General features: G+C 70.4%; 13 protein-coding genes and 1 pseudogene. 13 read left to right on the top strand and 1 reads right to left on the bottom strand.

The features are described 5' to 3' along the window. Positions 1-3: 3 nt before the first annotated feature. The 12 genes from OG866_RS00585 to OG866_RS00530 all read left to right on the top strand — a co-directional run bounded on the left by OG866_RS00585 (position 4) and on the right by OG866_RS00530 (position 11,755). Positions 4-915: a hypothetical protein gene (locus OG866_RS00585; protein WP_329331270.1), complete on the top strand. Its 912-nt coding sequence runs from the start codon at positions 4-6 to the stop codon at positions 913-915. Between the two features lie 70 nt (positions 916-985). Then, entirely contained in the window at positions 986-2,155 is a 1,170-nt protein-coding gene (locus tag OG866_RS00580; protein ID WP_329331269.1) for a DUF3500 domain-containing protein, read from the top strand. A gap of 39 nt (positions 2,156-2,194) precedes the next feature. After that, complete coding sequence (locus tag OG866_RS00575) at positions 2,195-3,073, top strand: hypothetical protein (RefSeq protein WP_329331268.1); 879 nt, start codon at positions 2,195-2,197, stop codon at positions 3,071-3,073. Positions 3,074-3,179: 106 nt separating this feature from the next. After that, a complete protein-coding gene (locus tag OG866_RS00570) occupies positions 3,180-4,163 on the top strand; it encodes an ABC transporter substrate-binding protein (protein ID WP_329331267.1) in 984 nt (327 codons plus the stop codon). Between the two features lie 40 nt (positions 4,164-4,203). After that, the gene (locus OG866_RS00565; protein WP_329331266.1) at positions 4,204-5,055 is read left to right on the top strand and encodes an amidohydrolase family protein; all 852 of its coding nucleotides are present in this window, start codon (positions 4,204-4,206) and stop codon (positions 5,053-5,055) included. Between the two features lie 75 nt (positions 5,056-5,130). Beyond that, positions 5,131-5,832, top strand: a complete 702-nt coding sequence (locus tag OG866_RS00560) for a GntR family transcriptional regulator (protein ID WP_329331265.1) — start codon at positions 5,131-5,133, stop codon at positions 5,830-5,832. Positions 5,833-5,873: 41 nt separating this feature from the next. Continuing rightward, positions 5,874-7,451, top strand: a complete 1,578-nt coding sequence (locus tag OG866_RS00555; protein ID WP_329331264.1) for a carboxylesterase/lipase family protein — start codon at positions 5,874-5,876, stop codon at positions 7,449-7,451. Between the two features lie 14 nt (positions 7,452-7,465). Further along, complete coding sequence (locus OG866_RS00550; RefSeq protein WP_329331263.1) at positions 7,466-8,503, top strand: ABC transporter substrate-binding protein; 1,038 nt, start codon at positions 7,466-7,468, stop codon at positions 8,501-8,503. Between the two features lie 32 nt (positions 8,504-8,535). Further along, entirely contained in the window at positions 8,536-9,402 is an 867-nt protein-coding gene (locus OG866_RS00545) for an ABC transporter permease (RefSeq protein ID WP_329331262.1), read from the top strand. Between the two features lie 59 nt (positions 9,403-9,461). Continuing rightward, positions 9,462-10,709 (top strand): lactonase family protein, encoded by a 1,248-nt coding sequence (locus OG866_RS00540; protein WP_329331261.1) that lies wholly within the window; start codon positions 9,462-9,464, stop codon positions 10,707-10,709. 309 nt (positions 10,710-11,018) lie between these two features. Further along, positions 11,019-11,489 carry a hypothetical protein gene (locus OG866_RS00535; protein WP_329331260.1) on the top strand — a complete coding sequence of 157 codons (471 nt, stop codon included), beginning with the start codon at positions 11,019-11,021 and terminating at the stop codon, positions 11,487-11,489. Between the two features lie 71 nt (positions 11,490-11,560). Continuing rightward, a complete protein-coding gene (locus OG866_RS00530; RefSeq protein ID WP_329331259.1) occupies positions 11,561-11,755 on the top strand; it encodes a thiamine pyrophosphate-dependent enzyme in 195 nt (64 codons plus the stop codon). Positions 11,756-12,071: 316 nt separating this feature from the next. Here the strand turns inward: OG866_RS00530 and OG866_RS00525 are convergent, their stop codons facing one another. Next, complete coding sequence (locus tag OG866_RS00525; protein WP_329331258.1) at positions 12,072-12,194, bottom strand: hypothetical protein; 123 nt, start codon at positions 12,192-12,194, stop codon at positions 12,072-12,074. A gap of 153 nt (positions 12,195-12,347) precedes the next feature. Between OG866_RS00525 and OG866_RS45160 the strand changes: the two are divergent. After that, positions 12,348-12,782, top strand: a pseudogene (locus tag OG866_RS45160) (ISKra4 family transposase); the annotation flags it as partial. Positions 12,783-12,812 lie beyond the last annotated feature (30 nt).

Here is a 12,812-nt window from a genome sequence, read left to right as displayed (position 1 = left end):
GCCATGAGCGACAAGCATCGTGAGACACCGATGAGCGTGGTGCTCGGTGACCACCCGCACACCCGGCCGCTGAAGAACGGCAGCGTCCCTGTCGAGCAAGTGGACTGCCGCTACCCGGAGTTCGCGCCGCTGCCCCCGGCCTTCGCCCGGATGGTCCGCGACCTGGCCTACGACATCTGCGAGATGCCGATGGCCACCTACCTTCAGGCCCGAGACGCCGGTGTCCCGCTGACGCTCCTGCCGGTGGTCCTGGTGGGCAGCACCCACCATCGCTCCCTGACCCGGTTGCCCGACGGCCAGGACCTCGACCCGGCCGACCTCGTCGGGCGGCGCGTGGGAGTGCGCTCGTACGGCCAGACCACCGGCCTGTGGGTGCGGGGCTGGCTGCGCGAGGAGTACGGCGTCGAGTCCTCGGACGTCACATGGGTGACCACCGAGGACGTGCACGTCGCTCAGTTCCGCAACCCCTCGTACGTGGAGCGGTCGGACCGCGACCGGGTCGCCGATCTGCTGCACGCCGCGGACGTTTCGGCGGCGGTGCTCGGTCCCAAGGCGCTCGGCGGGCAGGGGGCGGGCCTCGTCCCGCTCGTGAAGGACGCGGAGGACGCCGGGCTGGCGTGGATCGAACGGCACGGAACGGTACCGGCGAACCACCTGCTGGTGGTGCGCGACGACGTGCTGAACACCCGGCGGGACGACGTACGGGCCGTGTACCGGGCGCTTGAGAAGGCGATCGGGTCGACCGCGGGGGAGCGCGACGACTCACCGGCCGGACGGGCGGTGACGGCCGGCTGGAGCGACACGCTCGCCGCCTGCCTGGAGATCGCCGGGCAGTACGCCCTGGAGCAGGGCCTCATCGGGGAACCGGTGGACGTCGCGGCGATCGAGGAGAGGGCGGCCCTCCTCACCGACTGAGGAGCGCCCGGCCACAGGTGCGCCGCCCGGCGGCGCCCTCATGGAACGAACAGCGAGAGGAGAAGCGGCGATGGTGGCGCTGCGAAAGCGGGGCAACGCGCCCACGCGCAAGCCGGACGTCTGGACGGACGACCTGCTCGAAAAGGTCGCCTGGCGGGTGAAGGCCGCGGACGAGCCCTTCCGCGGCGTGGGTACGTCGGCCGGCATCCGGCCAGGGCTGTTCGCGCTGCGCAGCACGGGCGCGGACGTCAGCGCGGTGTACCGGGCCGCCGAGGACTACCTGGCGGGCCTCACGCAGCAGCAGCTCGCCGCGGGCCGGTTCCCGCTCGACGATGTGAGCTGGCGGCACTGGAACAACGGCGCCCGGTACTTCCTGCGGCACGGGATCTGCCTGGAGGAGTTCGACGACGACCTGCGGGGCCGGGCCCTGGCCGTCATCCGCGAGAGCCTCAGCGCCGACGGGTACGGCCAGATGATCGACCTGATGCACCTCAACCGGACCATCGGCGAGCTGACCGGCGACGAGGACGGGCTCAACGAGTGGCTGTACTGGTTCTCCGTCTACGGTGAGCCCGAGAACGGCGGCCCGTGGGGCTGGCAGCTCGACGGCCACCACGTCAACATCAACTGCGTGTTCATCGGGGACCAGATGGTCCTCACGCCCTCGTTCCTCGGCGCCGAGCCGGTGATCGCTGGGTCCGGGAAGTTCGCCGGGACGGTGGCCTTCCGGCACGAGGAGGCACTCGGCCAGGAACTCTTCACCGACCTCGACCCCAAGCAGCGGGAGCGGGCCGTCATCGCGGACACGCTGCCGGCGGAGCTGTACGTCGGAGCCTTCCGGGACAACTTCGAACTCGACTGCCGCGGGCTGCCGTTGAGCCAGTTGTCCCCCGGTCAGCGGGGTACCGCACTGCAGCTCCTTCGCCGCTACGTGGACCGGGCCGCGGCCCCGCACGCCCGGGTGCGGATGGAGGAGGTCCTCGCCCACGAGGGCGACACCCACTTCGCCTGGGCCGGGGACCCCGACGGCACCTTCTACTACCGGCTGCACAGCCCGGTGATCCTCATCGAGTTCGAGCACATGCCCGGCGTGTACTTCGGAAACGACTACCCCTCGCGCCGGCACATCCACTCCATCGTCCGCACCCCCAACGGCGGTGACTACGGCGTCGATCTGCTGCGCCGCCATCACGAGCGGCATCACCGGCCCGGGGCCGCGGGCCACGAGCAACAGGACTGACACGCCCCCCACATACACATGCAGAAGAAGGAGAGAGAAATGAAGTTGGTGCTCGGCCGCGACGATCTCGCGGCGGCCGCGACATCGGCCGTATGCGAAACCGGCACGGAGGCGGAGCGGCTCGACATCAGCCCGGTGCACAAGGCGTCGCACGGCTTCGTGAACGCGTCGGACGCGGACGTGTGTGAACTGGCCATCGTGACCGTTCTGCAGGCCGTCGCCCACGACAGGCCGGTGCTGCTGCTGCCGGTCACCACGCTCGGACGGCACCAGCACCAGACCCTGGTGACCCTCGGCACGCTGTCGGTCGCCGACGTCGAGGGGCACAGCGTCGGAGTCCGCTCCTGGAGCCAGACCACCGGTGTGTGGATGCGCGGCTTCCTCACCGAACAGTACGGCGTCGACCTGCGCAAGGCCGACTGGACGACCTACGAGGGCAGCCACGTCGACGGCGCGGAGGATCCGGACTGGGTCATGCGAGCGCCGGCGGGCGCCACCCTGCAAGCGGACTTCCTGGAAGGCCGGATCGACTTCGGGATCATGGGCAACGGACTCCCCTCCGACGACCGTATCCGGACGGCTGTCGACAACGCGAGCGAGCGTGCCGAACAGTGGTCGAAGGACCAGGGATTCATCCCGGTCAACCACGTGGTCGGAGTGTCCGCGCAGGCCGCGGCAGAACACCCCGCCGCCGTCCTGGCCGCGTACGACGCCATGCGGTCGGTGCTCACCGCCGACGCCGAGCCCGGCCCCGTACCGCTGCACCCCGTGGGCTTCGAGGCGCTGCGCGGCGCCTTCACCAAGGCCGCCGCCTACGCCCTGGAACAGGGCGTCATCCCGCGGCCGGTCGACTACGACGAGATCGTCGAGCGGTCCTGCGCGGCGCTCGCGGTGACACCGGCCCGGCTGGGCGGCTGAGACGGCGGCACGATGCCGGCAGACACACAGCAGCACACGCACACCCAGACACACGCACGCACAGCACACGTATACGCAAGCACATGGAAGCAGGAGCGAACTGAGCATGGACAAGCTCACGGTGGTTCTCGGTGACTTCCCGCACGGGCAGCCGCTGCTCGACGGTGACGTGGAACCGGACGGCTACGCGGTCGATCCGGTGGACGTCAAGCCCGTCATCGGCGCCTACCGGCGGATGATCCGGGACCTGGAGTTCGACGTGTGCGAACTGGCGCCCGTCTCCTACCTGATGGCACGGCAGGAAGGGATACCGCTGACCGCGGTGCCGGTGTTCCTCAACCGGCGCTTCCACCACGGCGACATCCAGTGCGCCGCCCACTCCGGCATCCGCGTGCCGAAGGACCTGGAAGGTCGCCGCATCGGCGTGCGCGCCTACTCGGTGAGCACCGGAGTCTGGGTCCGGGGCGTCCTGCGCGAGGAGTACGGGGTCGACATCGACACGATCACCTGGGTGGTCGACGACGACGACCACATCGAGGGCCGGGTCCCGGCCAACGTCGAGCGGGTCACCGACGGCCGCTCGCTGGGCGAACTGCTGCGCGCCGGGGAGATCGACGCCGCACTGACCGGCAACGCAGGCACCGGCCGCGCGGGTTCACCGCGGGCCGGCTGGACGGCCGCCGCCGAGCCCGAGCCCGGAGCCGACGACAGCCCCTACCCGCTCTTCCCCGAGGCGGACACGCTCGCCGTGGACCACTACCTGCGGACCGGCGTCTACCCGCTGCACTCGCTGATCTCGGTGCGCACCGAGCTCGTCGAGCGCGATCCAGGACTGCCGACCAAGCTGTACGCGGCGTTCGCCGAGAGCAAGCGCCGCCACCTCGCCGGCCATCCGCAGTGGTCGGCGGTGCCCCGGCTGGCCCGCCAGAGCCGGGCGATCGGCGGCGACCCGGTCCCGTACGGCATCCAGGCCAACGAGCGCAGCCTGCACGCGATGGCGCGGTTCGCGAAGGACCAGGGACTGCTCGACAGGGACGTCCCCACCGACCTCCCCTCGCTCTTCGCCCCCGGCGACTACCCGGACGCCTGAACCTTTCCCCCGACACACCCAGACGTAAGGAGCACGCGACGTGGACGTCGTCGACGCGCACTGCCACATCATTTCCGAGGACCTGACCGCCTACCCGCGAGCCCCGCTCGGGGGCAAGCAGTCCGAGTGGGCGGCGACCCGGCCGGTGACCGCCGAGGGCATGGTCAGCCGTATGGACGCCACCGGCATCGGTCAGGCCGTCCTGGTCCAGGCCACCACGAACTACGGCTACGACAACTCCTATGTGCTCGACAGCTGCCGGCGGTGGCCGGAGCGCTTCGTGGCCGTCGGCACCGTCGATCCGCTCCGGCCCGACGCCGCCACCTCCCTCAAGATCGCCGTCGGCGACGGCGGCCTGTCCGGGGTACGGCTCTTCACCAGCGGCAGTACGGTGCCCACCCAGGGCGAGTGGTTCGCCGCACCGGAGACCCACCCCTTCTGGGAGCAGGCCGGCGAGCTGGGCGTGCCGGTGTGTCTCCAGATGCGCCTGGGTCCCGCCACCCGGCAGCTGGTCGAACTCCTTGAACGGTTCCCGGGTGTGACGGTGCTGCTCGACCACATCGGATACCCCGACATCACCGCGTCGCCGGCCCGTGCGGGCGCGGACGTCGCGGAGCTGGGTGTGCACCCGGGCCTGCACCTCAAGCTCACCCACCGCAACCTCGAACGGCTGCGGGACGCCGGCGAGCGGGCCGACGACTTCCTCACCCCGGTCGTCGAGGCGTTCGGGGCACGGCGGATCGCCTGGGGCTCGAACTGCCCGGCGGCGGAGCAGCCCCTGCCCGAGCTCCTCGCCCTCGCCGAGGAAGTCCTCGCCAAGCTGCCGCAGGAGGACCGGCAGGAGATCTTCGCGGGCACATCCAGGCGCCTGTACGCGGCCCTGGGCGCATAGGGAGCTGGCCACACATGCCGTCGGTTACTGTTCCCGCCTCGGTCCTCATCTCCACGGAACACAAAGGCGGTCACGGTGAACAGCTCGGACAGCGGCAGCATCGACGTCGAAACCGGGGCGAAGACGTCGGGGACTCGCTACAGCCACGCCTACGAGGGACTGCGTTCCCTGCTCCTGTCGGGCAGCATCCCGCCCGGCACCCGGCTGACCGAGGCGGACCTCACCCGGATGTTCGACGTGTCGCGGAGCACCATGCGCACCGCGCTCGCCCGGCTGACGCAGGAGGGCTACGTCACCAGCGAGGTGAACCGCGGGGTGCGGACCAGGAGCTTCTCCGCGGAGGAGGCGGCGGACATCCTGGAGGCCAGGGAGATCCTGGAGGCCGCGCTCGCCGGGAAGGCCGCAGAGCGGGCCACGCCCTCGGAGGTCGAGGAACTGCGCCACATCCTGCACGAGATGGAGGAGGCGCAGTCCCGCGGCGACCGCGACGCCTACTCGCAGTGCAACCGGCGCTTTCACCAGCAGATGAAAGAGGCCGCGCACCAGAGGACCCTGGCCCGCGCCTACGACACGCTGCTCTACCCGCTGGTGATGCGCCAGTACCGCAACCTCTCCGCCCAGCACCCGAGGACAGGGTCGCTGGAGGAGCACCAGGCCATCTTCCTGGCCGTCGTCACCCGCAACCCCGAGGCCGCGCAAGCCGCGATGCGCCATCACGTCGGCTCCGCCCGCCGGGCGCTGCTGCTCGACAAGTCCCCGGAGCCGCCTGTCGACTGACCTGCGGACGGGGTGGAAAGGACCGAATGCACCACCCCACCGTGGACACCGAAGCCGGACGCGTCCAGGGCATCGCCTGCAAAGACCGCACCGTCACCGTCTTTCGCGGCATCCCGTACGCGGCCCCGCCCGTCGGGGATCTGCGCTGGCGACCGCCGCAGCCACCACCGCGCTGGGAGGACGTGCGGCCGGCCGACCGGTTCGGCCCGATGTGCCCCCAGGCCCCGACCGAGGCGGCGGCGACCGGCGTCGACGTGCCGATGAGCGAGGACTGCCTCAGCCTGAACATCTGGACGGGCGCACCCTCCGGCGAGGAGAAGCGCCCGGTCCTGGTCTGGATCTACGGGGGCGGCTTCCGCGAGGGGACCGGAGCGCACCCCCGCTACGACGGTGAGAAGCTCGCCCGCCGGGGCATCGTCGTCGTCACCTTCAACTACCGTCTCGGCGTCTTCGGTTTCCTCGCCACCCCCGAACTGAGCGCGGAGTCCGAGCACGGCTCCAGCGGCAACTACGGCCTGCTGGACTGTGTCGCCGCTCTGCGCTGGGTACGCGACAACATCGAGCGGTTCGGCGGCGATCCGGGCCGCGTCACCATCGCGGGCCAGTCCGCGGGCGCCGGCCTGGTCAACTTCCTGGCCATGTCCCCGCTCGCCAAGGGCTTGTTCCACCGGGCGATCGCCCAGAGCCACGCCCGCTACGCCCGCGATCCCGAGCTGCGCTACCTGTCCACCTCGTACCGCCTCCCGGTGGACGCGGAGCGCGCGGGCATCCGCTACCTGCTCGAACGCGGCGCCCGGGGTATCGGTCAGCTCCGCTCCCTGGACTGGCACAAGCTGGTCGACGGCAGCCACCCCCTCGATACCGGCGTGGACACGTGCGGCACCGCGGCACCCCCGCTGCTGCGCCCGGTTCTCGACGGATGGGCGATCCCCGCCGGCTACGACGAGACCTACTCCAAGGGGCTGCAGAACGACGTCGACTACCTCACCGGGAACAACCTCGACGAAAGCGGCGCGGTCCCCGGTGTGCTGGTCGCAAGCCTGCGCACCGGCCGCCGTACGGTCCGGCCCGGATCGCCGCCGGTCCACCTCACACTGGAGCAGCACCGGGGCGCCGCGCGCCGGAAGTTCGGCCCGCTCGCCGACGAATTCCTGAGGCTGTACCCAGCCGGCACGGACGACGAGGCGGCGCGTGCGAGCAGCGCCGCCGCGCGTGACAACTCCCGCCTGTCCACCTACCTGTGGGGCGTGGACTGGACCCGCCGTACCAGCGGCAGCCTGCACACCTACTTCTGGACCCACCGCACTCGGGCGAAGGGCCGCGGCCTGCGCGGGGCGTCACACGGATCCGAGATCGACTACGTCTTCCACAACCCCGACGGCGGCACGGCCTCCTGGACCGAAGAGGATCACGAGGCCGCACGGAACCTCTCCGCGTACTGGGTCAACTTCGTCGCCTCAGGAGACCCCAACGGCAGCGGGCTGCCCCCTTGGCCCGCCTTCTCGCCGGACACCGCGACCGTGATGGAACTCGGCGCGCAGTTCCGTCCGACCCCGGTGTCGGACCCGGCACGCATCGATTTCTGGACGCGCTTTTTCCGTACGCAACAAGCCTGGTGAACAAAGGAGTTCCCATGAACCACCGTAGGAAGCACCCCTCGCTCGTCCTGTCCGTCTCCCTGCTGTGCGGCGCCGCGCTGCTGACCGCCTGCGGCAACGACGGCTCCTCGTCGGTCGGCGCGGACGGCAAGACGACCGTCTCGGTAGGGGTCAGCGGAAACGTCTTCGACCTGTCGATACGCCTGGCGGAGGAGATGGGCTATTTCGACCAGCAGAACATCAAGATCAAGTATGTGACGCTGACCGCCGCCACCGGAACGTCGGCCCTTCAGTCGGGTTCGGTGCAGTTCCTCAACTCCAGCCCGACGAGCTATCTCGCGGGTCTCTCCAAGGGGCTGCCGGAGCTGTCCATAGCCCACAACGGCGGCGGCAACCCGCTCGGCATCGTCGTCAGCACCGCGTTCGCGAAGAAGCACAGCCTGACCTCCAAGTCCCCCGCGGACCAGGTGGCCAAGGCCCTGGCCGACTCGACGGCGGGAGCCAGCTCCGCCAACACCAAGGCGGAGGCGGGCATTTTCCTCAAGGCCCACGGCGTCGACCCGGACGAGCTGAAGTGGGTGTCGCTGCCGAGCCCCGCCGCAGACAAGGCCGCGCTCGTCAAGGGCGAGGTCGACTGGTTCATCACCTCTGAACCCATTCCGCTGCAGGTCCAGCACGAGGGCGACGGTGTCGTGGTGGCCGATCCGACCAAGGTCCCCGAGTGGTCGTACGAACAGGCCGGCTACGGCCAGGCGGTGGTGGTGAAGAAGAGCTACGCGAAGACCGACGCGAAGACGGTGAAGGGATTCGCCACCGCGGTGCAGCAGGCGACCACCTACCTCAGCTCGCACCCCTCCGACGACAAGAGCGTGCTGGCCGCCTCGCGAAAGACCCTGCCGGGTGTGCCCGACGACGTGCTGAGCGCGGCCGTCGAACAGGTCGAATGGCCCGAGACCGCTAAGCAGGACGAAGCCGGATGGGAGAAGACCGTCGCGTTCGTGAAGGACGGCATCGGCGCGGTGCCCGACGCGAAGGTGACCTCCGACAACTGGACCAACACCTACCTGCCGTGAATCGGCCGACCCCAACCGGAACGGAGCAGACCATGGCAACCGTCACCCAGAAGGCCGTGACCGAGCCCGAGACCGAGGCCCGAGGCCGACCCGCCAAGAAGAGCCGTGCAGGCGGGCAGAGGACCGCCACCGTCATCGCACTTCGCGTGCTCGTGATCGTGGTCGCCGTCGCTCTGTGGCAGATGATGAGTGGACCCGTCGTACCCGAGTACGCGGTCAGCAAGCCCACCGAGGTGTACGACGCGCTAGTCGACATGCTCGGCTCGGCGACCGGCTGGACCGACATCCGGGTCACCGCCGTCGAGGTGCTGGCCGGCTTCGGCCTCGGAGTCGCCGCGGGCACCGTGATGGGCCTTGTCCTTGGTTCGTTCCCGCTGCTCGGCCGCGTCCTCGAACCGCTCGTGGCGGCGCTCAACGGCATTCCGAAGATCGCACTCGCGCCGCTGTTCCTGCTGTTCTTCGGCATCGGCCCCTGGTCGAAGATCACCATCGCGATGACGGGCGTCGCCTTCGTGGTCTTCTACAACGTCTACCTCGGCCTGCGGCTGCGGGAACGCGAACTCGTCGAGGTCGTCCAGGTGATGGGTGGACGCAGGCACCACGTCCTGGGCTACGTCACGATCCCGACGCTCGCGGCCCCTTTCTTCGCCGCGCTCAAGACCGGCGGACCGCTCGCCATCCTCGGAGTCATCGGCGGCGAGTTCATCGCGTCCTCCGAGGGAGTGGGCCACGAGCTCTTCACCGCGGCCCAGAACCTCGACGCGGCAGCCGAGTTCGCCGGTCTCATCGTCCTCGTCGCCTTTACTCTCGCGCTCAACGGAGTCCTGAGCGCGCTCGACACGTATGCCCTCAAGTGCCTCGGCCTCGCGGCCCGCCGGCGCCCGCAGCCCAAGGGCTGAGCTTCGAACGGTGACACACGAGCCGCCCGACCCACCTTCGAGAAAGGCGCATTCCGCCGATGAACGAGCCGCCTCGCACCGCACCACCCCTCCGACCGGCCGCCGGCCCGCCACCGGCCCGGCGCCCCTCCCGCAGAACCGTCCTCGCCGCCCTGACGGCATCGACCGCGACCGCCCTGCCGCTGATCTCCACCGCCCCGGCCGCCGCCGAAGACCGCCCAAGCGACCTGCTCTACATCGGCACTTGGGGACGAAGCCAGGTGCACGCCATCCGCTTCGATCCGGCCCGCGGCACGATGACGCCCCTCGGCTCGGTGGCGGAGGTCAGCTCGAACTGGGTCACCGTGCACCCGACGCGGCCCGTCCTCTACGTCGCAGGCGGGGAGCAGGGCGGACTCGTCCGCACCTTCCATGTCGACGACGCCTCCGGTGCCCTCCGTCAGACCGGAGAGATACAGACCGAAGCGGTTCCGGGCGGCAGCGGGGGCCTGTCCTACATCGGTCTGGACGAGGACGCCGACACGCTGCTGGTCGCCGACTTCGCGGCCGGCTCCGCGTCGACCGTCCAGGTCCACCGCGACGGCGGACTCGGCGCGGTGGCCTCCACCGTGCAGCACACCGGCTCGGGGCCGAGCCCGCGGCAGACGAGCCCCCACACGCACCACGTACTCATCGATCCGACCCGCAGGTTCGCGCTGGTCGCGGACTTCGGCGCGGACCGTGTGTTCGTCCACCGCTACGACCGGACCACCCACCGGATGTCCGACAGCACCCCGACGCCCAGCGCCTACGCGACGGCTCCGGGATCGGGACCGCGGCGCCTGGCCTTCCACCCGCGCGGACGGACGGTCTACCTGCTGAACGAGCTGACCGCGGACATCGAGGTCCTGCCGTGGGACGCCACGACAGGAACACTGACACCACGCCAGCTCCTGACGACGAACGCGCCGGGGCACACCGGCGTCACCAGCGCCGCCGAACTCGCCGTCAGCCGTGACGGTCGGCATGTCTACGTCTCCAACCGGGGCGACAACGCCCTGGTCGTCTTCGCGGTCGACCAGCGGACCGGTCGGCTCACCGAGGCGCAGCGCCTGCCCTGTGGGGGTGTCACCCCCTGGAGCTTCTCCCTGCACCCCGAATGCCGGTGGCTGTTCGTCGCGAACGAGGCGAGCAGCACGGTCAACCTCTTCCGCGTGGACCCGGGCACCGGGCAACTCACCGACACCGGTACGTCCGTGGCCGTACCCAACCCCGACTGCGTCAGCATCCGTCGGCCCCGCGGCACCATGTCATCCACCCGACCCTGAGCTCGGCGCCTGTGCGGGAGCGGCCACTTGCACCGTGTGACCGCACCCGTACAGCCGTGCCGCTTCCGTCGTTCAGGAGCATGTGGACGGTGCGCGGCGGGGCGTCAGCGAGTGCTTGCCTGTGCTGGTGAGCCCAGGGGAGGGCGGGCATGGCGACCCCGACGGCAGCCGCGGCGACGCCCCAGGTCAACAGTGCACCGCGAGGTCCGTGGCGTCCGGATGACGACGGCGCCGTGGGAAAGCCGGCGGTCTTGCGGCGCATCCGGCAGGCCCCCGCGTCGCGGCCCACGGGCGCGGCAGGGACTGGCGGTGACCCTGGCCGCCGCCGTGCTCGGGTTCGTCATGGCCCGCGGCGTCACCGCGCGGCCGCGCCGCTTGACGAGGCTCACCGAGGAGATCAGCTCGTCCGGTTCGACCGTCATGCTCTCTGAAGCGTTCCTGAAGGGCGGACGCGATGAGGTGGGCAGGCTCTTCGCGCCGTTCGACCGGATGCTCAGCCGACTGGCCGCCGCCCGCAACAGCCGCGCGCGGCTGGTCCAGGACGCCGCGCACGACCTGCGCAGCCCGCCGGCCAGTCCGCGGACCAACGCCGCCGTGCTGAGCCACGCCGACCGGTTGTCCGCCGACGCCCGTGACCGACTGCTCGATGACGTCGAGGGAGAGACTCGCGAGCTGAGCGGGCTGGTCGAGGAACTGGTCGACCTGGCGCCGGCCCGGGACCGGGAGGAAGCCGAGGAGCCTGTCGACATGGCCACGCTGACCCGGCGTGCGGCCCGCTGAGTGCACCGGCGCACCAGGCGCCTGATGCAGGTCGACGCCGACGGCTCCACGGTGCGTGGCCGGCCGCACGCATGTCCACGCCCGAACTCGGCGCCGTCGCACAGGCGTTGGGCGGTGGTGGTGCCACGGTCCGCACGGCGCAGGAGCTGCGCGACGCACTGGCGCGGTTCGTCCGCGAGCCCCGGCCCACGGTCATTGACGTCCGCATCACCCGCGAGGTGCTCAGCACGCCGTACCGCCGCATCCAGTACGGCGAGGATGTGTGAGGGCCATGAGCGACAAGCATCGTGAGACACCGATGAGCGTGGTCTCGGTGACCACCCGCACACCCGGCCGTTCCTCAAACTCGCCCACCCAAACGGCACTTACCGTCTCAGCGTGACGGAGGGCAGGCCGACGATGATCAACGACACCGGCACGGCATCGGTCAGGTGGGCGGCGCAGCCTCGCTACCGGGAGACGAAGGAAGCGTTTTTCACTACAGCGACGACAACAGCGCCAGTTGCTTCTCCGTGCTGCCCAAGCGGGGCCTCTGGGACATCGTCGACGCGGTCAGGCTGCGGGAGGGCCTCGACCGCAACCTCACTCAGGTCCGATCCGGGCGCTGTGCTGCGTCCCGGCGAGGTCGGCGCCGGCGCCGAGGATCTTCACCGTGTGGGTCACCTTGGCGACCTGTGCTCGGCGGCGACGGCTGATGGTGGCCACGCACCAGTCGGCGCGTGGGAGTAGCCACTTCTGGAAGGCGTCGGCACGTGCTTCGCCGAAGTCGGAGTAGCCCTTGTGCCAGGCGGTGAATTTTCTCCCACCCCGGCTGTGAGCAGGCCGTCCTCCATGGGCACGCCGGTCGTGTCGCGGTTGTCGATCGAGGCCGAGACGTGGGCCGCGGACAAAACCACCGCGGTTCCGGCCGGACACGCCGATCGCGCCGCCACCGAGATGACCGCCCAGACCGCAGCCGAAAGGCTTCCTGCCGCGCGTACCCAGGCCGCCGCCACCTGCCCCGTCACCCCACCGGCCACCTCGATCGGATCCACCGTGGTACCGCTCGCGCAGCCGGTCGGCCAAGCGCCACCGGCGAGGCCGAAGAGGTCTGCCGTCACCTGATCGCCGATCGCCTGGACATCACCGGCGCCCGCTGGGACTCGACGGTGCCGCAACCGTCCTCCAACTCCGCACTGATCACGAACGGTGACTTCGAGGACTGGTGCATCCTCCACGCGGCACGCGAACCCGAGCGCCTCTGCCCGCCCAAGCCTTGACCAGCAGGACTACAGCCTCACTGCTCGATGCTGACCACTACTTCGGAGGATCCTCCGGATCCAG

The sequence above is a fragment of the Streptomyces sp. NBC_00663 genome, assembly GCF_036226885.1.
In the GTDB taxonomy this organism is placed as follows: Bacteria; Actinomycetota; Actinomycetes; order Streptomycetales; family Streptomycetaceae; genus Streptomyces.
This window is presented reverse-complemented; position numbering and strand designations above follow the sequence as displayed.

What these genes read in the sequence shown, in the direction of transcription:
- OG866_RS00575 (WP_329331268.1), top strand. Translation starts at nt 2,195, where the DNA reads ATGAAGTTGGTGCTCGGCCGCGACGATCTCGCGGCGGCCGCGACATCG.
- OG866_RS00570 (WP_329331267.1), top strand. Translation starts at nt 3,180, where the DNA reads ATGGACAAGCTCACGGTGGTTCTCGGTGACTTCCCGCACGGGCAGCCG.
- OG866_RS00530 (WP_329331259.1), top strand. Translation starts at nt 11,561, where the DNA reads ATGTCCACGCCCGAACTCGGCGCCGTCGCACAGGCGTTGGGCGGTGGT.
- OG866_RS00585 (WP_329331270.1), top strand. Translation starts at nt 4, where the DNA reads ATGAGCGACAAGCATCGTGAGACACCGATGAGCGTGGTGCTCGGTGAC.
- OG866_RS00580 (WP_329331269.1), top strand. Translation starts at nt 986, where the DNA reads ATGGTGGCGCTGCGAAAGCGGGGCAACGCGCCCACGCGCAAGCCGGAC.
- OG866_RS00540 (WP_329331261.1), top strand. Translation starts at nt 9,462, where the DNA reads ATGAACGAGCCGCCTCGCACCGCACCACCCCTCCGACCGGCCGCCGGC.
- OG866_RS00550 (WP_329331263.1), top strand. Translation starts at nt 7,466, where the DNA reads ATGAACCACCGTAGGAAGCACCCCTCGCTCGTCCTGTCCGTCTCCCTG.
- OG866_RS00545 (WP_329331262.1), top strand. Translation starts at nt 8,536, where the DNA reads ATGGCAACCGTCACCCAGAAGGCCGTGACCGAGCCCGAGACCGAGGCC.